The sequence below is a fragment of the Mesorhizobium sp. KR1-2 genome (genome assembly GCF_040045035.1).
GTDB lineage: Bacteria > Pseudomonadota > Alphaproteobacteria > Rhizobiales > Rhizobiaceae > Pseudaminobacter.
The window spans coordinates 96,078-119,098 of sequence record NZ_JBDZDS010000003.1; the positions used below are offsets into that span (position 1 = coordinate 96,078).

20 protein-coding genes are annotated in these 23,021 nt (G+C 64.0%); all 20 read right to left on the reverse strand.

Annotated elements, in window-relative coordinates:
• Positions 1-72: 72 nt before the first annotated feature.
• The 20 genes from pnp to ABLE85_RS08290 all read right to left on the reverse strand — a co-directional run bounded on the left by pnp (position 73) and on the right by ABLE85_RS08290 (position 22,976).
• The gene (pnp, locus tag ABLE85_RS08195; protein ID WP_348792226.1) at positions 73-2,220 is read right to left on the reverse strand and encodes a polyribonucleotide nucleotidyltransferase; all 2,148 of its coding nucleotides are present in this window, start codon (positions 2,218-2,220) and stop codon (positions 73-75) included.
• A 318-nt stretch (positions 2,221-2,538) separates the two neighbouring features.
• Positions 2,539-2,850 (reverse strand): 30S ribosomal protein S15, encoded by a 312-nt coding sequence (gene rpsO, locus ABLE85_RS08200; RefSeq protein ID WP_348792491.1) that lies wholly within the window; start codon positions 2,848-2,850, stop codon positions 2,539-2,541.
• A 112-nt stretch (positions 2,851-2,962) separates the two neighbouring features.
• Positions 2,963-3,913, reverse strand: coding sequence for a tRNA pseudouridine(55) synthase TruB (truB, locus tag ABLE85_RS08205; protein WP_348792227.1), 951 nt, complete (start codon positions 3,911-3,913; stop codon positions 2,963-2,965).
• 2 nt (positions 3,914-3,915) lie between these two features.
• Positions 3,916-4,329 (reverse strand): 30S ribosome-binding factor RbfA, encoded by a 414-nt coding sequence (rbfA, locus tag ABLE85_RS08210; protein WP_348792228.1) that lies wholly within the window; start codon positions 4,327-4,329, stop codon positions 3,916-3,918.
• Between the two features lie 115 nt (positions 4,330-4,444).
• The gene (gene infB, locus ABLE85_RS08215; protein ID WP_348792229.1) at positions 4,445-7,009 is read right to left on the reverse strand and encodes a translation initiation factor IF-2; all 2,565 of its coding nucleotides are present in this window, start codon (positions 7,007-7,009) and stop codon (positions 4,445-4,447) included.
• Complete coding sequence (locus tag ABLE85_RS08220; RefSeq protein ID WP_348792492.1) at positions 7,006-7,656, reverse strand: RNA-binding protein; 651 nt, start codon at positions 7,654-7,656, stop codon at positions 7,006-7,008. Before ABLE85_RS08220 ends, infB begins: the two co-directional genes overlap by 4 nt.
• Positions 7,657-7,691: 35 nt before the next feature.
• Positions 7,692-9,284 carry a transcription termination factor NusA gene (nusA, locus tag ABLE85_RS08225; RefSeq protein WP_348792230.1) on the reverse strand — a complete coding sequence of 531 codons (1,593 nt, stop codon included), beginning with the start codon at positions 9,282-9,284 and terminating at the stop codon, positions 7,692-7,694.
• A 40-nt stretch (positions 9,285-9,324) separates the two neighbouring features.
• Positions 9,325-9,957, reverse strand: a complete 633-nt coding sequence (gene rimP, locus ABLE85_RS08230; RefSeq protein WP_348792231.1) for a ribosome maturation factor RimP — start codon at positions 9,955-9,957, stop codon at positions 9,325-9,327.
• 213 nt (positions 9,958-10,170) lie between these two features.
• Positions 10,171-10,872 carry a tRNA (guanine(46)-N(7))-methyltransferase TrmB gene (locus ABLE85_RS08235; protein WP_348792232.1) on the reverse strand — a complete coding sequence of 234 codons (702 nt, stop codon included), beginning with the start codon at positions 10,870-10,872 and terminating at the stop codon, positions 10,171-10,173.
• 34 nt (positions 10,873-10,906) lie between these two features.
• On the reverse strand, positions 10,907-12,187 hold the full coding sequence (gene metK / locus ABLE85_RS08240) for a methionine adenosyltransferase (RefSeq protein ID WP_348792233.1): 1,281 nt from the start codon (positions 12,185-12,187) through the stop codon (positions 10,907-10,909).
• Between the two features lie 144 nt (positions 12,188-12,331).
• Positions 12,332-12,751, reverse strand: coding sequence for a helix-turn-helix transcriptional regulator (locus tag ABLE85_RS08245; RefSeq protein WP_348792234.1), 420 nt, complete (start codon positions 12,749-12,751; stop codon positions 12,332-12,334).
• A 123-nt stretch (positions 12,752-12,874) separates the two neighbouring features.
• Positions 12,875-14,467, reverse strand: coding sequence for an apolipoprotein N-acyltransferase (gene lnt, locus ABLE85_RS08250; RefSeq protein ID WP_348792235.1), 1,593 nt, complete (start codon positions 14,465-14,467; stop codon positions 12,875-12,877).
• A gap of 73 nt (positions 14,468-14,540) precedes the next feature.
• Positions 14,541-15,617 (reverse strand): hemolysin family protein, encoded by a 1,077-nt coding sequence (locus tag ABLE85_RS08255; protein WP_348792493.1) that lies wholly within the window; start codon positions 15,615-15,617, stop codon positions 14,541-14,543.
• A gap of 27 nt (positions 15,618-15,644) precedes the next feature.
• Positions 15,645-16,151, reverse strand: a complete 507-nt coding sequence (gene ybeY, locus ABLE85_RS08260; RefSeq protein WP_348792236.1) for an rRNA maturation RNase YbeY — start codon at positions 16,149-16,151, stop codon at positions 15,645-15,647.
• 16 nt (positions 16,152-16,167) lie between these two features.
• A complete protein-coding gene (locus ABLE85_RS08265; protein ID WP_348792494.1) occupies positions 16,168-17,163 on the reverse strand; it encodes a PhoH family protein in 996 nt (331 codons plus the stop codon).
• 65 nt (positions 17,164-17,228) lie between these two features.
• Positions 17,229-18,626: a tRNA (N6-isopentenyl adenosine(37)-C2)-methylthiotransferase MiaB gene (gene miaB, locus ABLE85_RS08270; protein WP_348792237.1), complete on the reverse strand. Its 1,398-nt coding sequence runs from the start codon at positions 18,624-18,626 to the stop codon at positions 17,229-17,231.
• 157 nt (positions 18,627-18,783) lie between these two features.
• The gene (locus tag ABLE85_RS08275; protein WP_348792238.1) at positions 18,784-19,578 is read right to left on the reverse strand and encodes a lysophospholipid acyltransferase family protein; all 795 of its coding nucleotides are present in this window, start codon (positions 19,576-19,578) and stop codon (positions 18,784-18,786) included.
• A gap of 33 nt (positions 19,579-19,611) precedes the next feature.
• Complete coding sequence (gene rimI, locus ABLE85_RS08280) at positions 19,612-20,106, reverse strand: ribosomal protein S18-alanine N-acetyltransferase (RefSeq protein WP_348792239.1); 495 nt, start codon at positions 20,104-20,106, stop codon at positions 19,612-19,614.
• Positions 20,106-20,783 (reverse strand): tRNA (adenosine(37)-N6)-threonylcarbamoyltransferase complex dimerization subunit type 1 TsaB, encoded by a 678-nt coding sequence (tsaB, locus tag ABLE85_RS08285; protein WP_348792240.1) that lies wholly within the window; start codon positions 20,781-20,783, stop codon positions 20,106-20,108. Before tsaB ends, rimI begins: the two co-directional genes overlap by 1 nt.
• 24 nt (positions 20,784-20,807) lie before the next feature.
• A complete protein-coding gene (locus ABLE85_RS08290) occupies positions 20,808-22,976 on the reverse strand; it encodes a malate synthase G (RefSeq protein ID WP_348792241.1) in 2,169 nt (722 codons plus the stop codon).
• Positions 22,977-23,021: the final 45 nt, after the last annotated feature.

Consider the following 23,021-nt stretch of genomic DNA (forward strand, 5'->3'; position numbering starts at 1 on the left):
CAGGCAGCGGAGCCAAAACGAAAACGGGCGCCCCTTTCGGGACGCCCGTTCTGTTTCTAAAGCCAATCAGGCTTAGGCAGCGGTTTCCTCGTCCTCGGCCTTCTTCTCGCGGACGATTTCCTTGCCGGTCTCCTGGTCGACGACCTTCATCGACAGGCGGACCTTGCCGCGTTCGTCAAAGCCCATGAGCTTGACGAAGACCTTCTGGCCTTCCTTGACGACGTCGGTGGTCTTGGCGACGCGCTCGTTGGAGAGCTGCGAGATGTGGACCAGACCGTCGCGCGGGCCGAAGAAGTTCACGAAGGCGCCGAAGTCCGCGGTCTTGACGACCGTACCTTCGTAGATCTCGCCCACTTCCGGCTCGGCCACGATGGTGTGGATCCACTTCTTGGCCGCCTCGATTTCCTTGGCGTTCGACGAAGCGATCTTGACCGTGCCGTCGTCCTCGATGTTGATCTTGGCGCCGGTCTTTTCGACGATCTCGCGGATGACCTTGCCGCCCGAGCCGATCACCTCACGGATCTTGTCGGTCGGGATGTGCATGACCTCGATGCGCGGCGCGAACTCGCCGAGTTCCTTGCGGCCCTCGGAAAGCGCCTTGGCCATCTCGCCCAGGATGTGCAGGCGGCCGTCCTTGGCCTGGCCAAGCGCGACATCCATGATCTCTTCGGTAATACCGTTGATCTTGATGTCCATCTGCAGCGCGGTGATGCCGTTGGTCGTGCCGGCCACCTTGAAGTCCATGTCGCCAAGGTGATCCTCGTCGCCGAGGATGTCGGAGAGCACGGCGAAGCGATCGCCTTCCTTGATCAGGCCCATGGCAATGCCGGCCACCGGCTTCTGCAGCGGAACGCCGGCATCCATCAGAGCCAGCGAGGTGCCGCAGACGGTTGCCATCGACGACGAGCCATTCGACTCGGTGATCTCGGAGACAACGCGCAGCGTGTAGGGGAACTGCTCGGCGGCGGGCAGCATCGGGTGAACGGCGCGCCAGGCAAGCTTGCCGTGACCGATCTCGCGACGGCCGGGCGAACCCATGCGGCCGGTTTCGCCAACCGAATAGGGCGGGAAGTTGTAGTGCAGGAGGAAGGTCTCCTTGTACATGCCCGTCAGCGCGTCGACATACTGCTCGTCCTCGCCGGTGCCGAGCGTGGCAACGACCAAGGCCTGCGTTTCACCGCGGGTGAACAGCGACGAACCGTGCGTGCGCGGCAGAACCCCGACTTCGGACACGATGTTGCGGACCGTCTTGAGGTCACGACCGTCGATGCGCGAACCGGTGTCGAGGATGTTCCAGCGCACGATCTTGGCCTGGAGTTCCTTGAATACGCTCGCGACCTGCTCGGCCGACCACTTCGGAGCCTCTTCGCCTTCGGCAGCGAAAGCTTCCTTGACCTTGGCCTTGGCAGCGTCGACGGCGGCATAACGGGCCTGCTTGTCGACGATCTTGTAGGCCTCGCGCAGATCGCCCTCAACAATGGCGAGCATCTCGGTCTCGAGCTCGGAATAGCTCGGCGAGGTGAAGTCGCGCGGGTCCTTTGCCGCCACTTCGGCCAGCTTGATGATGGCATCGATGACCGGCTGGAAGCCCTTGTGGCCGAACATGACGGCGCCGAGCATGACGTCTTCGGGCAGTTCCTGGGCTTCCGACTCGACCATCAGAACGGCATCGCCCGTACCGGCAACGACGAGATCGAGCTTGGATTCCGGCATCACGTCGATGTGCGGGTTGAGCACGTATTCGCCGTTGATGTAGCCGACGCGGGCGCCGCCGATCGGGCCCATGAACGGCACGCCCGACAGCGTCAGGGCCGCCGAGGTGGCAACGATCGACACGATGTCCGGATCGTTTTCCAGATCATGCTGGATGACCGTGACGACGACCTGCGTGTCATTCTTGTAGCCATCGGCGAAGAGCGGGCGGATCGGGCGGTCGATCAGGCGGGAGACCAGCGTCTCCTTCTCGCTCGGACGGCCTTCACGCTTGAAATAGCCGCCGGGGATCTTGCCGGCGGCATAGGTCTTTTCCTGGTAGTTGACGGTCAGCGGGAAGAAGTCGAAGCCCGGCTTCGGTTCCTTGGCCGAAACGACGGTGGCCAGCACGACGGTCTCGCCGTAGGTAGCAAGCACGGCGCCGTCGGCCTGACGGGCGATCTTGCCGGTTTCGAGGATCAGCGGGCGTCCCGCCCACTCGATTTCCACTTTGTGTTGATTGAACATGACATGTCCTTCAGATGCGGGAGGAGCGGCACGCGACCGTGCGCATCCTTCCCTGGCTTGGTTCGGACGAGCCACGGGCAAGACAACGGGGTGTCTGGACATTGAGCGCTGCGGGCAACGCGCCAGGCATCCTGCAATCCTGCCCCATGACCTGTCCCATGGGCGGTTCACCAGAGCCCTCTGCTCCATCTGAACCGGTTCGGCGTCTGATGTGCCGGGAAACTCATCCGGCATCCTGACGCCTGCGGACCCGGCACTGCGGCCGACCCCGAATGGCAGATCGGCGGACCTTTTGCTCAGGTCCGCCGATCAGAGCTGTTAGCGACGCAGGCCGAGCTTCTCGATCAGCGTCTGGTAGCGGGCCTCATCCTTGCGCTTGAGGTAGTCAAGCAGGCTGCGGCGCTGCGAAACCAGAGCCAGAAGACCACGGCGGGAATGGTTGTCCTTCTTGTGGTCCTTGAAGTGCTCGGTCAGGTTCTTGATCCGCTCCGACAGAACCGCGACCTGGACCTCGGGAGAACCCGTGTCGCCCTTGGCGGTGGCGAATTCGGCAAGCAATTCCTTCTTGCGTTCAGCAGTGATCGACATCGTGTTTTTCCTTTCGATCTGGAGGAAACGGGACGCCCACAGCCGGGATGTCGTCCAGCAGGGGCCGATGCACGCATCGCGCCGCTGGCACAATGCTGCGGCGCATATAGTCCAAAACGCGCTCCAACGCCAGAGCGAATCCGAATCAGCACCCTCAGGCGGTGAAAACGCGCCTTGGCTTGAACATGCCCGCCTCGATGGCGCCGATAGCCACAAGCTTGCCGCGCGCGGTCACGCAGGCGTCCTCGGCTTCCACCGGGGCGTCGCGGCCACGGATGATGACCGGGTTGCCGAGCCTGATGCGCGTGGCGGCATCGTCGTTGACGGCCACCTGCGGCAGGCAGTCGAGTGCCGCGCCGGTATCGAGCAGATAATCGTCAAGCGCGCCGAAATCGAGTTCCTCGCCGGAATTCCTGGCCTCGGCGGACGGTGCCGCAGCCTCCAGTTCCGCCAGCGTGACGAAATCCTCTTCCGTGAAGGGATCGACCTCCACGCGCCGCAGCGCCGCGATATGGCCGTAGCAGCCGAGGTCGCGGCCCATGTCGCGCGCCAGCGAGCGCACATAAGTGCCCTTGCCGCATTCGATCTCGAAAACCGCATGCCCTTCGGCCGTGGTCTCGACCAGGTCGAGGCGGCCGATCTCGATCTCGCGCGCCGGTATATCCACCGTCTCGCCTTCGCGGGCCAGGTCATAGGCGCGTTCGCCGGCGATCTTGATCGCGGAGAACTGCGGCGGCGTCTGCATGATCACGCCGGTGTATTTCGGCAGCAGCGCGCGGATTTCCGCCTCGGTCGGGCGCTTGTCGGAGGTCTTGGTGACCGGGCCTTCGAGGTCGTCGGTCGAGCGCTCCTCGCCCCAGGCGACGGTGAACTGATAGACCTTGGCGCCGTCCATCACATAGGGCACGGTCTTGGTCGCCTCGCCCAGCGCGATCGGCAGCATGCCGGAAGCAAGCGGGTCCAGCGTGCCGGCATGGCCGGCCTTTTCGGCCTGGAACAGCCACTTGATCTTGGAGACGGCTTCGGTCGAGCCCATGCCGACCGGTTTGTCTAGAACGACCCAGCCCGAAACCGGCCGGCCTTTTTTCTTGCCTCGGCGACCCATTCTTATTCTTCTTGCTCCTTGTCGTCGTCGGCACCCAAATCCCGCGCCACTTCCGGGGATTTGAGCAGTTCGTTGATCTTGGTGAAGTTGTCGAAGCTCGTATCGAGCCGGAAACGGAACTCGGGCATGTACTTCATCTGCCTGAGAGCGCCCGAGACGCGGCCGCGGATGAAGCGCGCATGACGGTTCAGCGCTTCCACGACCGCCTTGTCGTCACGCGCGCCGAGCGGCGAGACGAAGGCAGTCGCTATTTTCAAATCCGGCGACATGCGCACTTCGGAGATCGAGATCACCGTAGTCTCTACGAGGTCGTCGCGGACTTCGCCGCGTTGGAGCATCTCCGACAAAGCGTGACGCACCTGCTCACCGACGCGAAGCTGACGCTGCGAGGGTCCGGAAGAGGGAGAACGTGACATATTGGGTGCAATCCTGATTGGAGCGCGGGGTCAAACCGCAAGCACAAAAACCAACCGTACGGCAGCGCAATGCGCCACCGTACGGCATGTCTAACCAGCTAAGCTCGGACGGCTATCAGAGCCTCCGGGTCACCATCTCGACGCGGAAGCACTCGATGATGTCGCCCTGGCGGATGTCTTCGTAGTTCTGGAAGGCCATGCCGCATTCCTGGCCGACCGGCACTTCCGACACTTCGTCCTTGAAGCGCTTCAGGGTCTTCAGCGTACCTTCGTGGATGACGACGTTGTCGCGGATCAGGCGTACGCCCGCACCGCGCTCCACCTTGCCTTCGGTCACGCGGCAACCAGCAACCTTGCCGATCTTGGTGATGTTGAACACCTCGAGGATCTCGGCATTGCCGATGAAGGTCTCGCGACGCTCCGGCGACAGCAGGCCCGACATCGCATCCTTGATGTCATCCACAAGGCTGTAGATGATGCTGTAGTAGCGGATGTCGATGCCAGCCGCCTCGGCGGCCTGACGCGCTTGCGGGTTGGCACGCACGTTGAAGCCGATGATGACGGCACCCGAGGTCTCGGCCAGCGAAATGTCGCTTTCGGTGATGCCACCGGCACCGGCATGCACGATGCGGGCGCGAACCTCGTCGGTGCCGAGCTTGTCGAGCGCGGCCACGATGGCTTCCACGGAGCCCTGCACGTCGGCCTTGATGACCAGCGGGAATTCCTTCAGGCCGCTGGACTGCAGCTGCGACATCATATGCTCGAGCGAGCCACGCTGGCCGGCATGCTTGGCAGCCGCCTTGTCGCGCGCCTTGCGCTGGCGATACTCGGTGATCTCGCGAGCCCTGGCCTCGTTGTTGACCACGGCGAAGCGGTCGCCCGCCTGCGGCGTGCCCTGCAGACCGAGGACTTCCACCGGCGTCGAGGGCAGCGCTTCCTTGATGTGGTCGCCGCGGTCGGTCACCAGCGCACGCACACGGCCCCATTCGCTGCCGGCAACGACGATGTCGCCGACCAGCAGCGTGCCGGTCTGAACCAGCACGGTCGCAACCGGACCGCGGCCCTTGTCGAGCTTGGCTTCGATGATCGCGCCTTCGGCGGTGCGGTTCGGGTTGGCCTTGAGATCGAGAACTTCGGACTGCAGAAGGATTGTTTCGAGCAGCTTGTCGATGTTCGTGCCCTTGGTGGCCGAAACCTCGACTTCGAGCACGTCACCGCCCATCGATTCGACGAAGACCTCATGCTGCAGCAGCTGCGTGCGCACCTTCTGCGGGTCTGCGGATGGCTTATCGATCTTGTTGATCGCAACGATGATCGGTACGCCCGCAGCCTTGGCGTGGCTGATGGACTCGATCGTCTGCGGCATCACGGAGTCGTCGGCCGCCACCACGAGGATGGCGATGTCGGTCACCTGGGCACCGCGGGCGCGCATGGCCGTGAAGGCAGCGTGGCCCGGAGTGTCGATGAAGGTGATCTTCTGGCCGTTCTTTTCGACCTGATAGGCACCGATGTGCTGGGTGATGCCACCGGCCTCGCCCGAAACCACATTGGCGTTGCGGATCGCGTCCAGCAGCGAGGTCTTGCCATGGTCGACGTGCCCCATGATGGTGACCACCGGAGGACGCGACAGCATGTCCTCCGGACGATCCGGAATGTCGAACAGGCCTTCCTCGATGTCGGAATCTGCAACACGGCGAACCGTGTGGCCGAATTCGGCGGCCACCAGCTCGGCCGTGTCGGCGTCGATCACGTCGCCCGGCTTCAGGATCTGGCCCTGCTTCATGAAGAACTTCACGACGTCCACGGCGCGCTCGGCCATACGGGCAGCGAGGTCCTGGACGGTGATGGTCTCGGGCAGGATGACCTCGCGCGCAATCTTCTCGCGCGGCTCCTGATGCATGGCGCGCTTGAACTTCTCCTGGCGGCGACGCATCGCCGACAGCGAGCGCGCACGCGCATCGCCATCCTCGGACAGCGCGGTGTTCAGCGTCAGCTTGCCACGACGGCGATCGTCCTCGCCCTTGGCCTTGGCCGGACGCGCGACCTCGGGCGTGACCACCCGCTTGACCGGGGTGCTGGCGCGGGGCGACGGGGCGCTCTTGCTCTTGACCTCGGGCTCGTCGTCGACGACTTCGGCTTGCGGCGCGCGGCGGCGCGCCTCTTCCTCGGCGCGGCGGCGGGCTTCAGACTCGGCCTGCAGGCGGGCCTCCTCTTCGGCCTGGCGGCGGGCCGATTCCTCGCGCTCGCGGCGGCGGCGCTCGTCCTCTTCCTGGCGGCGCTTGGCTTCCTCGGCGGCGCGGGCGCGGTCGTCTGCCTCGCGGGCGACGGCGTCTTCAAGTGCGCGGCGACGCGCTTCCATCTCGCTGGACGACAGCTCGTTCAGCACCATGCCGGAGCGTTCGGCCACGGGCACCGGCCTGGGCCGCGGCGTCTCCACCACGGGCGCAGCCTGCACCTGAGGCTTCGGTGCGGGTTTCGGCGTGAACGTAGGCGCCGGCTCCGGCTTTTCGCCGGGCAGAGTGAACTTGCGCTTCTTGGTCTCGACGACGACCGACTTGGTGCGTCCGTGCGAGAAGTTCTGACGTACCGTGCCCTGCTCGACGCCAGGGCGCTTCAACGTCAAGGTCTTCTTCGTGTTGACGCTCAAAGTGTTGTCGTCACCCGATTTCGTATCGCTCATTCCACATCCTCTGCGGCATCATCTTCGTCAGCAATCGCCGCAAACATTGCCCGCTCATCCGGGGATCCGCCCCGGTATCGGTCAAGCGCAACCATGCGCTTCTGCGCCGCTCTTCCCGCGTCGTCCGCGAGAACGGCAGCATGTATCACATTTGTGCCACCCAATGCCAAACTCAAATCGGCTTCCGAAAAAAGTTTGTAGGCATAGACTTCCGGTCCGCCGGCATAAGCAGTGGCCCGGCGTGCCTGGGTGATCTTGCGCAGGCCGTCTTCCGAAGCTTCTTGTGCATGAAGAACAAGAAGTGCGCGGCCGCTACGGACCGCACTTTCGACCTTTGTCGCACCGAGGGCAACAGCACCGGCCTTGCGGGCCAATCCCAAAGCACCCAGTGCCGTCTTGGCGAGAAGTTTGTCGACCAGCTCGCCGAGCTGCGGCGAAACGACGACATCCTTCTTGAACGCACGGGCGAAGATATTCTTCCCGGCCGCCTTGTCTACATTTAGGCGATCGGCGCTGACCCAGCAACCGCGTCCGGGAAGGTTTCTTTTAAGGTCCGGAACGACGGCACGATCCGGACCCACCACGAAGCGGATCAGTTCATCCGGCTCGGCGGTCTTTCGCGTGACGATGCAGGTACGATCGTTCATCTCGTCCAAGGGCATATCCGGTATGCGCACTCATCTCACGCATCGGTGGATTCAGCCGTGCCCTCTTCGGCAGCGGCCTCTTCCTCGGTGATCCAGCCAGCCTTCAGGCGGGCGGCAAGAACCATCTGCTCGGCATCGGCGCGCGTGACGCCGAAGCTTGCCAGCACGCCGGGGTAGAACTTGGTCTCACCGTCCTTACGCTCCTTCCAGCCGACGAGATCGTCGACGGCATAACCCGCGAAGTCTTCGACCGTCTTCACGCCGTCCTCGCCGAGCGCGACCAGCATGGCGGTGGTGATGCCCGGCAGCTCGCGCAGATCGTCCGAAACGCCCAGCTCCGTGCGCTTGGCGTCATGCTCGGCCTCGATACGGTCGAGATATTCGCGAGCGCGCTGCTGGATCTCCGATGCGGTGTCCTCATCGAAACCGTCGATCGACGAGATCTCGTCGGAGTCGACATAGGCGACTTCCTCGACGCTGGTGAAGCCTTCGGAGGCAAGCACCTGGCCCACCATCTCGTCGACGTTGAGCGCTTCCATGAATAGCGTCGAGCGCTCGAGGAACTCCTTCTGGCGGCGTTCGGACTCTTCCTGCTCGGTCAGGATGTCGATGTCCCAGCCGGTGAGCTGCGAGGCCAGGCGCACGTTCTGGCCGCGACGGCCGATTGCCAGCGACAGCTGGTCGTCCGGCACCACGACTTCGATGCGCTCGGCATCCTCGTCCAGAACCACCTTGGCGACTTCCGCCGGCTGCAAGGCGTTGACGATGAAGGAAGCGGCCGATGGAGACCACGGAATGATGTCGATCTTCTCGCCCTGGAGTTCGGCCACCACGGCCTGGACGCGCGAACCACGCATACCCACGCAGGCGCCGACCGGATCGATCGAGCTGTCACGCGAGATGACGGCGATCTTGGCGCGCGAGCCCGGATCGCGAGCGACCGACTTGATCTCGATGATGCCGTCGTAGATTTCCGGCACTTCCATGGTGAACAGCTTCGCCATGAACTGCGGATGCGTGCGCGACAAGAAGATCTGCGGGCCGCGCTGTTCGCGGCGCACGTCGTAGACATAAGCGCGGACGCGGTCGCCGTACTTGTAGTTCTCGCGGGGGATCAGCTCGTCGCGGCGGATGATCGCCTCGCCACGGCCGAGATCGACGATCACGTTACCGTATTCGACGCGCTTGACCGTGCCGTTGACGATTTCGCCGATGCGGTCCTTGTACTCGTCATACTGGCGGTCGCGCTCGGCCTCGCGCACCTTCTGCACGATGACCTGCTTGGCCGACTGGGCGGCGATGCGGCCGAAATCCATCGGCGGCAGCTGCTCGGCAATGAAGTCGCCGAGTTGCGCATCGGGGTTGCGTTCGCGAGCCGACAGCAGGGAGATCTGCGTCGCATAGTCCTCGACGTTCTCCACGACCTCCATCAGCCGCTGCAGCTTCATCTCGCCCGTCTGCGGGTTGATGTCGGCGCGGATATTGGTTTCCTGGCCGTAGCGCGAGCGCGCTGCCTTCTGGATCGCATCCGCCATGGCGGCGATGACGATCTGCTTGTCGATCGACTTTTCACGCGCGACCGCGTCGGCGATCTGCAGCAGTTCAAGTCTGTTCGCACTGACTACCATCTTGGTCTCCCTGAACGCTGCCGGCAAACCGGCCGTTCAATCACTCTTCTGTTTCGGTTTCGTCTTCCGCGCCATCTTCGTCGGGCTCGCCGCGACGCTTCTTGGCTTCCTTGCGCGCCTTGTTGTCCTTGCTCAGCGCATCCCGGATCAGATCGTCGGTGAGGATCAGCCGGGCATCGGCGATCGTCTCGAACGGAATCCGCACCGTCGGCTCCTCGCCATAGGCAGGCTGGTCACGCTCGATCACCACGCTATCTTCGTCCGACTCGCCGATCCGGCCGCGGAAGCGCTTGCGATCAGCAACCAGGATCGAGGTCTCCAGCTTCACCAGATGACCGGCCCAGGCCTTGAAGTCGGCCTTGCGCACCAGCGGACGGTCGATGCCGGGCGAAGAAACTTCCAGATGATAGGCCTTATCGATCGGATCGTCGACATCGAGGACCGGCGAGACGGCACGGCTTACCTCTTCGCAGTCCTCGACGGTCATCGTGCCGTCCTCGCGCTCGACCATGATCTGCAGCGTCAAGCCATTCTGCCCCGACAGGCGCACGCGCACGAGCCGGAAACCGGTGGCGCGCAGCACAGGAGCGATGATCGCCGCCACACGCGCATCCACACCGCTTTCGCGGATGATTCGGTCGTCACCGTCGATATTGCCAGTCTCTGCCGTCATTCTGCTTCCAAGGCTCACGTCGGTAACAAAAAAGAGCGGGACCGGGTGGACCCACTCTTCGCCATACCGACCAAGAATTTACCCTGATATAGCCGACAGGCCGGCTATTTTCAAGCCCGCCACGCCTCGCGGCGGGCGGAAATCGGGCATCAACCCCAGAAATCGCACAAACCGAAAACCGCGCCGGTCGTGCGAGCGTCCATTGCTGGAGGCCTACACCCTCAAGAAGGTGAGATAGGCAGGCGTGCGCCCTTCGCGAACGGCCTTCGCCTCATAACGGGTGCGTATCCAGCCGTCGTAGGGGCGATGCCAGTCGCCGGCATCCGCGGCCTGCCATTCGAAGGCCGAGTGCGCGCGGCAATGCAGCAGCGTCCAGTTGACGTAGGTGTCAATGTCGGAAGCGAAGCGGAACTTCGCTCCACTCCTCATGACGCGGGCGAAACGGTCGAGATTGGTCGCGCCGACAAAACGGCGCTTCCAGTGCCGCTTCTTCGGCCACGGGTCTGGATAGAGAAGATCGATGCCCGACAGCGAGCTTTCCGGCAGCCAGTCCAGCAACCGGGTGGCATCATCGTCATAGACGCGCAGATTCGGGAGAGGATTTTCGGCGAGCGAGGTCATCAGCCGCGCCATGCCATTGACGAATGGCTCGACACCGATGAAGCCGGTGCCGGGATGCGTCGCAGCCATGTGGTAGAGGTGCTCGCCACCGCCGAAGCCGATCTCCAGGCGCACGTCGGCGACAGGCGCCGAAAACAGCGCGTGCAGATCAGCAGGAGCCGGCCCGGACAGGTCGATCCGGTATCTGGCCAGCCCCGCCTCGAGCGCCGCAGCCTGGTGTGGGCGAATGGTCTTGCCGTGCCGCCGACCGAAGAAAGCTTCGGTCGAGCGGCTGCGCCTGGGTTCAGCATTCATGACGAGCAGTCCAGAATTGGGGGGCCCGAAAATCTCAGGCCGCCATGGCCTGTTCGGCCGCCACCGCGTCCTTGACGGCCTTGATCAGGTCGGTTTTCTCCCATGAGAAGGAACCGTCCTTGCCCGGCTTGCGGCCGAAATGGCCGTAGGCGGTGGTCTTGGCGTAGATCGGCTTGTTGAGGTCGAGATGACGACGGATGCCCGAGGGCGACAGATCCATCACCTCACGCAGCGCCTTTTCAAGCACCGCCTCATCAACCTTTCCGGTGCCGTGCAGATCGACATAGATCGACAACGGCTGCGCAACGCCGATGGCGTAGGACAGCTGGATCGTGCAGCGGTCGGCGAGCCTGGCGGCAACCACGTTCTTGGCAAGGTAGCGCGCGGCATAGGCGGCCGAGCGGTCGACCTTGGTCGTGTCCTTGCCGGAGAAGGCACCGCCACCATGGGGCGCAGCACCGCCATAGGTGTCGACGATGATCTTCCGGCCGGTGAGGCCGGCATCGCCATCAGGACCGCCGATGACGAACTTGCCCGTCGGGTTGATGTACCAGTTGCAGTTGTCGGCGATCTTCAGCTCGCCGAGTGCCTCGCGAATGTAGGGCTCGACGACGCTGCGCACCTTCTGCGAGTCCCAGGTCGGGTCGAGATGCTGGGTCGACAGCACGATCTGGGTCACTTCGAACGGCTTGCCATCGACATAGCGAACGGTGACCTGGCTCTTGGCATCAGGACCGAGCTTGCCAACGTCGCCCTTGCCCTCGCGGCGCGCGGCCGAAAGCAGCTCGAGGATCTTGTGGCTGTAATAGATCGGCGCCGGCATCAGGTCCGGCGTTTCGCGGCAGGCATAGCCGAACATGATACCCTGGTCGCCCGCACCCTCGGCGTTGGCGTCAGCCGCCTTGTCGACGCCCTGGGCGATGTCGGCCGACTGGGCATGCAACAGAACGTCGATCTTGGCGTGCTTCCAGTGGAAGCCTTCCTGCTCGTAGCCAATGGCACGGATCGCGCGGCGGGCGGCGGAGCGGAACTTCGACGGGTTGATGACCGGATGCCCCTTGCCGTCATGGAGGGGCTTGCCATCCTTGTCTGTCTTCAGAAGCGTCGCCGGGACGCGGACCTCTCCAGCGATCACGACACGGTTGGTCGTGGCCAGCGCCTCACAGGCGACGCGCACGTCCCAAGGGTTCATGCCTGCCTTTTTCGCCTCGCGATAGACCAGGTCGACGATCTCATCGGAAATGCGGTCGCACACCTTGTCCGGATGGCCTTCGGAAACGGATTCACTTGTGAAGAGATAGTTCTGCCGCGTCACGGGTGTCCCCTCTAGAAAAACAAGCGGCAGGATGCCGCCTTCGGGCAAGACACCGTTAGCGAACCCGCGCGGAGCCCGTCAAGCTGGGTTTTTGCGTGGATCAAGCCCTTTTGAAAATTGGTGCCACTTATTGTTGACGCTAGGTCAGTCGTCGTCGGCGGCAAGCGTCTTGACGAGTTCGATGATCTTGCGGCGCACCTTCACGTCCGTGATCTTGACGAAGGCGCGATTGAGCTGAAGACCCTCGGGACTGGTGACGAAATCCAGTCCGAAACCGGAGGAAGCATCCTCGGCGAAACCCTTGCCTGCGGTGCCTTCCTGGCCGGGGAAATCCTCGAAAAAGAAGGAGACCGGCACGGCCAGGATGGACGAGATTGCCTGCAGGCGGCTGGCCCCGACCCGGTTGGTGCCCTTTTCGTACTTCTGGATCTGCTGAAAAGTTATTCCAAGCTGTTCGCCAAGATTTTCCTGGCTCATTCCCAGCATGTTTCGGCGTAACCGAATTCTACTTCCAACATAGACGTCGGTCGGGTTCGGCTTCTTCTTGTTTTCCTTTTCTACCATTTCGTCCTCGGCCGGCTTTGCGGCATTTTCTATTTTTGTTTTCATAGGAGCGGTGTAGCCCCTCCTGTCGCCGATCTCGCCCTCCTCAAGGCGGTGTACTATGAATCCCCCACAGACGGACTGTCAATTCGGACGCAGGCGTTGTCCAAGCCCCATTCCGGCAGCGATTGCGCCAAAGAAAAACAAAATTACCAAGCCATTAACGTGCTTGTTCCAAGACGCCATTGTCTCGCGCCGGAAAAGCGGAATTGTGGCATCGACGACGCCGTGAGCATCAATGGACAAGGCATCAACTATGCGACCGCGTTGATCGACCACCCCCGAAATCCCTGTGTTGGCGGCTCGTATCAACGGAACCCCCGTTTCCACGGCACGTATCTGCGCTTGCCGGAAATGCTGGTAGGGGCCTGGCGTGTCACCGAACCACGCGTCGTTCGTAACATTTACAATAATGTCGGTTGACGCAACGTCAACAGCAACCATCTCAGGAAAAATAATTTCATAGCAGATGAAAGGTAGCGCACTGATGCCGCTCGGCAAGGCGATCGGGTGGCGCTCGTTTCCCGGCAACAGGTTCATCGGTCCCGCCACGAACTGCTCCAGCCCGAGGCGCCCGAAGAGGTCGGCAAAGGGGATGTACTCGCCAAAGGGAACCAGGTGCACCTTGTCGACTGCATCCACGATCTCGCCGGATGCATTGATGGCGACGACGGAATTGTAATAGCGCTCCTCGCTTCCGGCCGCGCTGCCCAGTTCCTCGCGCATCGCACCGGCGATCAGCATCTGTCCGTCGCCCAACAGCTCTCCCAAAGCGGCCAACGCGTCCGGCCTCTCGGTGAAGAAGAATGGAACGGAGGTTTCAGGCCAAAGGATGAGCTGCGGCTTGGCCCTGCCCTGCTCCGGCGGCGCTCCGGACAGATCCAGCATCGTGTGGAAGATGCGATCGCGCACGCTGGCGTCCCATTTCTCGCTCAGGTCGATGCTGGGCTGGACGACGCGCACCGAGAGGCTGCGCCCATCCGCTTCGGCCTCCGCGTTGAGCCGGACATAGCCAAAGGCCACATGAGCGGCCACCAGCAGCGCGGCAAGCGCCAGGCCCAAGTGCAGATGCCGCCGCGCCGCCAGCAGGGCAGGCATGGCGAACACGAAGACGGCCAGCGCATTCATGCCGATCATGCCGACCACCGAGACGCTCTGCATCAGCAGCGGCACCGGCATGGCTGAATAGCCGATGGCATTCCACGGGAAGCCGGTAAACAGGAACGTCCGCAGCCACTCCGCGAGACCGAAACCGAAGGCCAGCGCGGCAATTCGGCCGATGCCATCGCTCCAGGCCAGCCTGGCTACCGCGCAGGCGAAACCGTAGAAGAAGGCAAGCAGCAGGGGAATGCCCACCACCGCCAGCGGCAGGGCCCAGGCAAAGCTGTCGGCGTCGACCAGAACCGCTCCGCCGATCCACCACAACCCGGCCAGGAAATAGCCGAAGCCGAACCACCAGCCGATCGCAAATGCCGGCAGGATTCGGCGCAACGGACCGGCCGGCGCGGCGACGGTGGCACCGTCGAGCAGCCACACCAGCACCGGGAAGGAGACGAAGCACACGGCGAAGAAGTCGTAGGGGGCCTGGGATAGGACGGCGAGCGCGCCAGCCAAGAATGCCGTGAGCGAGCGTCGCCAGCCCCACAGCAAAATTATCCGCCCTGCAAGGCGCTCCATAGGCGGCCCCTCATCGCGAGAATCATGCGCAAAGATTTATCAGCAAGAGGCCGCCGCTCCAACAATCCAAGCATCAGGCCTGTTCGGTCCGGGCGGCACGACGCCTCCGCTCGCCCCTTTGACTGTGCACGATGCGGACCCGCTTGACCCGCCTCGGGTCGGCGTCGAGCACATGGAATTCGAAGCCGGGGATTGCCTGGACGACTTCGCCACGGGTCGGCACGCGGCCGAGCGTGTTGAAGATCATACCGCCGATCGTATCGACATATTCGCCGTGCTCGCCGGCGGTGAAATCCTCGCCGATCATCTTGGCGACATCGTCGATCTCGGCTCTGGCGTCGACGACGAAGACGCCGTCGGCCGTCTGCGTGATCAGCGGCTCCTCTTCGTCGTGCTCGTCCTCGATGTCGCCGACCACCATCTCCACGATGTCTTCCAGCGAGACGAGGCCGTCGGTGCCGCCATACTCGTCGATGACGAGCGCCATCTGCGTGCGCGACGCCTGCATGCGCGCCATCAGGTCCGAGGCCAGCATCGACGGCGGCACGAAAAGCACGGTGCGGATCAGGTTGAGGTCGCCGATGGTGCGCGTCAGGTCGACATGGGCGAAGTCCAGCGCCGCGCCGGCAACCGGTTTCTTGGGCTGCCTGCCCTTGCGGGTGCGGGCCAGCCGCGTGATGTGGGCGAGCACGTCGCGGATGTGGACCATGCCGCGCGGATCGTCGAGCGTTTCGGAATAGACCGGCATGCGCGAGTGGCCCGATTTCTCGAAGACCACCATCAGGTCGCCCAGCGTCGTCGTGATATCCACCGCCTCGATATCGGCGCGGGGCACCATGACATCCTCGACGCGCACCTCGCGCAGCCGCAGGATGTTATTCAGCATCGCCCGCTCGCCGGGCGAAAACCCTTCCGCTTCGGTGGTGCTTTCGGCCAGCGCGTCGGTCAGGTCGTCGCGGAGGCTGGATCCATTGCGCGGCTTGAATAAGCCGGCGAGCCGTTCAAACAGCGACGGGCGGTCATGAGAAGGATCATTTGCGACGCTGCTTGGCGTCGCGATGGGACTAGGGTCCTCTTCGGCGCTTTCGGGCGCCTTCGGCGCGCTGCTGCCGGCGTCCGATCGGGCGGCAGTGTCAGGGTTTTCGTTCATCATCGTCCGGTTGGTTGTCATTATGTGTTACGCATAGGGGTCGGGGATAGCAAGCCGCGCCAGCGCCCGGCGCTCCAGGCCCTCCATCTCCTCCGCTTCCGTGTCGGTTTCGTGATCATAGCCCATGAGATGCAGGAAACCATGGATCACCAGATGAATAATATGATGCTCGCGCGGCTTGCCTTCCAGTGTCGCCTCACGCTCGACGGTCTCGGCGGCAAGCACGATGTCGCCCATCAGCGGCGGCAGCGGCGCGCCGGGCTTGGTCGGGAAGGCCGGGAAGGAGAGCACGTTGGTCGGCTTGTCCTTGCCGCGCCATTCGGCGTTCAGCACCTGGATATGGGCGTCATCCGAAAAGACCAGGCTGAGCTCGGTGCCTGTCGGCGCAGCCGCGCCGGTCTCGGCGAGGGCCGCGGCGACCGCGCGCCGCGCCAGCGCCTCCAGTTCCTCCTCGGACGGCCAATCGCCGGCCTCGACCATCAGATCGATCTCGACGGGAAGCGCTTCCGCGCCTTTCTCGACGGTGTTGTCCATGATGCGTTTCGGCCAATCAGTTTTCGGAGGCGCCCAGGCCGCGCTCGATCTTGCCGTCGCGTTCATAGGCGCGAACGATCTCGGCAACCAGCGGATGCCGCACCACGTCGCTGTCGTTGAAGCGTACCGTGACCACACCGGGCACGCCGTCGAGAATGCGCAATGCCTCGACCAGGCCCGAGCGCGTGTTCGGCGGCAGGTCGATCTGGCTCGGATCGCCGGTGACGATCATGCGCGAGTTTTCGCCCAGGCGGGTCAGGAACATCTTCATCTGCATGGAGGTGGTGTTCTGCGCCTCGTCCAGGATGACGGCGGCGTGCGAGAGCGTACGGCCGCGCATGAAGGCCAGCGGCGCAATCTCGATGACCTCGGCGGCGATCGCGCGCTCGACCTTGTCGGCCGGCATCATGTCGTAGAGCGCGTCATAGAGCGGGCGCAGATAGGGGTCGACCTTTTCCTTCATGTCGCCGGGCAGGAATCCTAGCCGCTCGCCGGCCTCGACCGCCGGGCGCGACAGGATGATGCGCTCGACCATGCCGCGTTCGAGCAGCATGGCGGCATGCGCCACCGCCAGATAGGTCTTGCCGGTGCCCGCCGGACCTATGCCGAACACCAGTTCGGCCCGCTCCAGCGCACGCATATAAGCGTCCTGGTTGAGGGAGCGGGCATAGATGGTGCGCTTGCGCGTCGAGATCTGGGCCGCGGCCATCTTGCCCTTGCGCTCCAGCGTCGGAAGGGTCAGCTGGTCGTCGGTGGCGATCGCCATGCGAATGGCGCCGTCGACATCGGACTGGGCGATCTCCGCCCCCTTTTGCAAAATAGCGTAGAGGTTGTCGAGCGCGCGCTGCGCCTGCCCGGCCGCAACCGGGTCGCCCTTGATGGTCAGCCGATTGCCGCGCGAATTGATGTCGACGCCGAGCTTTTGCTCGATACGCGCCAGGTTCTCGTCGAACTGGCCGTAGAGGGCGCTGGCAAGCTTGTTGTTGTCGAAGGTCAGAACGATATGCGCCATGTCCGAGGCCCCGGAGGGCACATTCTTCACGTCGGCGTTCAACCGTATCTCCTCATCTCGGTGCCTCAGACCCGCTCGGCGAACAGGCTAGCATGGCCGGTTTTCGTGATTCTTACCTGGATAATCTCACCGATTCCACCGGCCTTTTCATCAAGAATGACCGGCTGGAGCCAGGGTGAGCGGCCGACGATCTGCCCGGCCTGACGGCCCGGCTTCTCGATCAGCGTCTCGATCGTCTTGCCGACGAGGCTGGTGAGGAAGGCGTCCTGCTGCTCGTTGAGGAGGGCCTGCAGGCGCTGCAGGCGCTCGTCCTTCACCTCTTCGGCGACATGGTTTTCCATCTCGGCGCCCGGAGTGCCGGGGCGCGGCGAATACTTGAACGAGAAGGCCTGCGCGTAGTTCACCGCACGCACGATCTCCATCGTGTCCTCGAAGTCCGCGTCCGTCTCGCCGGGGAAGCCGACGATGAAATCTCCCGACATGGCAATGTCCGGCCGCGCCGTCCGGATCCGCTCGATGAGGCGCAGATAGTCGGCTGCCGTGTGCTTGCGGTTCATCGCCTTCAGGATGCGGTCCGAACCCGCCTGCACCGGCAGGTGCAGATAGGGCATCAGCATGGGCAAATCGCGATGCGCGGCGATCAATTCGTCGTCCATGTCGCGCGGATGGCTGGTGGTGTAGCGCAGCCGCGCCAGGCCGGGGATTTCGGCCAGTCGCAACAGCAGCCGGCCAAGGCCCCATTCGTTGCCGTCGGGTCCCTCGCCATGCCAGGCATTAACGTTCTGGCCAAGCAGGGTCACCTCGCGCACTCCCGCCGCCGCCAGACGTTCGGCTTCGGCCACGATCTGCGCAACCGGGCGTGAAACTTCGGAACCGCGCGTATAGGGCACCACGCAGAAGGTGCAGAACTTGTCGCAACCCTCCTGCACGGTGAGGAAGGCGGTCACGCCGCGGCCGATGATTTCGGCGCGCCTGGGCTGCGGCAGGTGGTCGAACTTGTCTTCCAGCGCGTATTCGGTCTCCACGACCTTCTCACCGCCGCGCACCTTTTTCAGCGCTTCCGGCAGGCGATGGTAGGTCTGCGGCCCAATCACCAGATCGACCGCCGGCGCGCGCCGGATGATCTCGCGCCCTTCCGCCTGCGCCACGCAGCCGGCAACGCCGATCACCATCTCGCCGCCATTCCTGGCGCGCTCGGCCTTCAGTTCGCGGATACGGCCGAGTTCGGAATAGACCTTCTCGGCGGCCTTTTCGCGGATGTGGCAGGTGTTGAGGAGCACGAGATCGGCCTCCTCGATGGCCGTGGTCGCCACATAGCCATCAGCGGCCAGCGCATCCGACATGCGCTGGGAATCGTAGACGTTCATCTGGCAGCCATAGGTCTTTACGAAAACCTTCTTGGCCACTCCCGCCGCCCCGTGAGGGGTCTCGGCACCGTCCTGAGAAATCTGTTCCAGTTCCATGGGGCGGCTTCTAACGCTTTTCGATGTCAAAAAACAGACGATTCTTGGCTGGGGCATCGGACCGAAAAGTGGAATCCGGTTTTCGGAATATTCCGATGCTCATTTGAATGTCGGATCGTCCTTTGTGCGTCCGAATGGACGCACGGCGATCCAAGCGTCAGCGCTTCGGGTCGCGCAGCGCCTGCTGCATCATCGCCCGCACGTGTTCCTCCACCGCGCGGGCCGTTTCCTTGCGGCTGCTGCCTGCGGAAAATTCCAGCGGCTCGCCGAAATGCACTTCAACGTCGATCGCACCTTCGGCAAGCAGGTCCTTGATGTGCGGCACCAGGTCCTGGTCGCCAATCCAGGCGGCGATGGCGCGGTGCTGACGCCCCATGGGCAGACCATGCAGGCGCGTATAGCTGATCGCGACCGGCTGGATGAAGACCTTGTCGGCCCCGCCTTCGGCCAGGGCAAGATTGGCCGCGCCGAACAGCGTGCTCTTGAACGGCAGCAGCAGGTTGCCGTCGCCCGTGGTTCCCTCGGCAAACAGCACCATGGCGTCGCCCGAAGCGAGGCGGCTGGCGATCTCGTTCGCCTGCTCACCCGATTTGCGCTTGCGGTCACGCTCGACGAAGATGCAGCCCTGAAGGCGCGTCAGCCCGCCGATGAGCGGCCAACGCGCCATTTCCGACTTGGCGATGAAGGCGACGTCGTTGAACGAGCCCAGCACCATCACATCGGTCCAGGAAACGTGGTTGGCGGCGACCAGGAGCGGGCGGCTTTTCGAAATCTCGCCGGTCACATGGACGCGAAAGCCCAGCGCGCGCAGGATGAGCCCGTTGCACCAGCGCCGTATCCGGCGCGGCTGGTAAAGCCCGGTTTTCACGCCGAGATAGGCGAACGGCACCATCAGGCCCAGCCCCACCGCGACGCAGAGAAGCGCCAGACCTATGCGTAACTTCACAAACATGCGCCGCGCCGTTCCTACACGCCGCCGAATTCGCTAGCGGAGGTCGCGCCGCATGACAAGAGCTCCGTTGGCGCCGCTGCCGGGGGCACGGTAGTAGTCGGGGCGCTTGCCGACCTCGCGGAAGCCGAGCCGTCGGTAGAGCGCGATCGCCGGCGCATTGGTCTCGTCGACCTCGAGGAACAGCGCCTCGGCGCGCTGCGCATGCAACTCGCGCAGCACCGCATCCATGAGCTTCCAGCCGAGCCCCTGCCGCCGGTGTGAGCGCGCCACCGCCACCGTCAGGATCTCGCCCTCGCCGGCAACCAGCCGCGCCAGCACGAAGCCGACGGGCGGTGCCTTGCCGCGGCCGACCTCGCGCGCGACATAGCCAAAGACCGTGTCCTGCGCCAAAAGGTCGGCGAACTCGCCGCCCGTCCACGGCCGCACGAAATCCTCGCGGTGCAGCGCCGAGACCGCGTCGCAGTCCTTGACGGTGAGCGGCTCCAGCGAAAAGTCACGTTCGCGCGAGGTGATGAAGGGGATGCGCATCAACCGCTCCTCGGCAGAACGAAGCCGGCCTGCGGCTTCGCGTCCGGTTCACGCAGATAGAGCGGCTTCGGGCGCTCACCGGGTTCCTTGCCGGCGGCCAGCCGGGCGTAAACGCCGATGTCGGCCGTCGACCCGAGCGGGCCGACCGAGTTGTCCCGTCCCGACAGGCTGCCGGCGATCATTTCCGCCGCGGTGCCGGCAAGCGCCGCATCATATTCGGTTGCCAGCAAGGTCGCCCGCGCAAGGTCGATGACGGCCGGGACGAAGAGTATTGCGCCGACATCATCATAGACCGCGGCTTGAATCTCGCCGCGCCCGCCGTCGAGAGCGGCAAGAACGGTGCATGGCCCGTTGAGCACGCGCGCCTCGGCGGCCAGCGCCTCCAACGTGGAGACACCAATTGCCGGCACGTTCAGCGCCAGCGCAAGGCCGCGTGCGGCCGAGACGCCGACGCGCACGCCAGTAAAAGAGCCCGGCCCGACCGAGACTGAGACCGCCCCAAGGTCGGCAAAGGCCAGCCCGCCCGCCTTCATCGCCGCTTCGATCACGCCCATCAGGTGCTCGGCGTGGCCCTTGCCGAGGTCGAGCACCTCGCGACCAAGCTCTTTTCTCGCGTCCGCGTCATAGACGCAGGCCGCGCAAAGCCGGGCTGAGCAATCGATGGCGAGGAGCTTCATTGGCAGCACACCTGCGGCAAACGACTACTTCGCCGCCGCGCGGTCGCGCGCCTTCAGCTCCAGCCGGCGCCGGTGCAGCACCGGCTCGGTGTAGCCATTGGGCTGCTCGCGGCCCTTGAAGACGAGATCGCAGGCGGCCTGGAAGGCGACGGAGTTGTCGAAGTCGGGCGCCATCGGCCGATAGAGCGGGTCGTCCGCATTCTGCCGGTCGACCACCGCCGCCATGCGCTTCATCGTCTCCATGACCTGCTCATGCGAGACCACGCCGTGATGCAGCCAGTTGGCGAGGTGCTGCGAGGATATCCGCAACGTGGCGCGGTCTTCCATCAGGCCGACATCGTTGATGTCCGGCACCTTGGAGCAGCCGACGCCCTGGTCGATCCAGCGCACGACATAGCCCAGAATGCCCTGGGCGTTGTTGTCGATCTCGTGCTGGATTTCCTCCGGCGTCCAGTTGGGCCGCACGGCCACCGGCACCGACAAGATGTCGTCGAGCTTGGCACGTGGGCGGTTCTTCAGCTTTTCCTGCACCGCATGCACGTCGACCTTGTGGTAGTGCGTGGCGTGGAGCGTGGCCGCCGTCGGCGACGGCACCCAGGCCGTGTTGGCGCCGGCCTTGGGATGGGCGATCTTCTGCTCCAGCATCGCCGCCATCAGATCCGGCATGGCCCACATGCCCTTGCCGATCTGGGCGTGGCCGGAAAGCCCGCATTCCAGCCCGATGTCGACGTTCCAGTCCTCATAGGCGGAGATCCAGGCGGCCTGCTTCATGTCGCCCTTGCGGATCATCGGCCCGGCTTCCATCGAGGTGTGGATCTCGTCGCCGGTGCGGTCGAGGAAGCCGGTGTTGATGAACACCACCCGCTCCTTCGCCGCACGGATGCTTTCCTTAAGGTTGATGGTGGTGCGCCGCTCCTCGTCCATGATGCCCATCTTGAGCGTGTTCGGCTTCATGCCGAGCAGCTTCTCGACGCGATCGAACAGCTCGACGGCAAATGCCGCTTCCTCCGGCCCGTGCATCTTCGGCTTGACCACATAGACCGAGCCGTTGCGCGAATTGGCGTGGCGGCCATTGGGGCCGATGTCGTGCAACGCGATGAGGCCGGTGACGGCGGCATCCATGACGCCTTCCGGCACCTCGTTGCCGTCGCGGTCGAGGATCGCGGGGTTGGTCATCAAGTGCCCGACATTGCGCACCAGCATCAACGAGCGGCCGGGCAGCACGAGCTTGCCGCCGTCGGGTGCGGTGTATTCGCGGTCGTCGTTCAGCTTGCGGGTGACACTCTTGCCGCCCTTCTCGAAGGTTTCGGCAAGGTCGCCCTTCATCAGGCCGAGCCAGTTGCGATAGGCAATGACCTTATCCTCGGCGTCCACTGCCGCGACCGAATCCTCGCAGTCCTGGATCGTGGTCAACGCCGCCTCGATCACGAGGTCGGCAATGCCGGCCGGATCGGTCTTGCCGATGATGCTGTCGCGGTCGATGACGATCTCGACATGCAGGCCATGGCGCTTGAGCAGCACGGCCGAAGGGGCCGCCGCATCGCCGCGATAGCCGACGAACTGCGCCGGATCGGCCAGTCCGGTCGAGCCAACGACCAGCTTGCCGTCCTTGACCGACAGCGCGCCGGCATTGGCCCAGGAGCCGTCCTTCAGCGGCGCGGAGGTGTCGAGGAAATTGCGGCCCCAGGCAATGACCTTCTCGCCGCGCTTGGGGTTGTAGCCCTTGCCCTTCTCGGCGCCGTCCGTCTCCGGAATGGCATCGGTGCCGTAGAGCGCATCGTAGAGCGAGCCCCAGCGGGCATTGGCGGCGTTGAGCGCATAGCGCGCGTTCATCACCGGCACGACGAGCTGCGGGCCGGCCACCACCGCGATCTCGGGATCGACGCCGTCGGTCGCAACCTGGAAGCCAGGGCCTTCCTCGACCAGATAGCCGATCTCTTTCAGGAACCCACGGTAGGCGGCCATGTCGGACGGAGCACCATTCTCACGGTGCCAGGCATCGATCTTTTCCTGAATGGCGTCGCGTTTGGCCAGCAGTTCGCGGTTTTTGGGAGCGAGATCGTGCACGATCGCCGAGACCCCGGCCCAGAAGGCGTCGGCCTCAACGCCGGTTCCGGGCAATGCCTCCTGCGCCACGAAATCGTGAAGCTCCCGGGCGATCTTCAATCCCGACGCTTCAATCATACCGCTCATATCTTCTCTCCTGAGACCTGTCCGGGCAGATCAATCAGCTTCGCC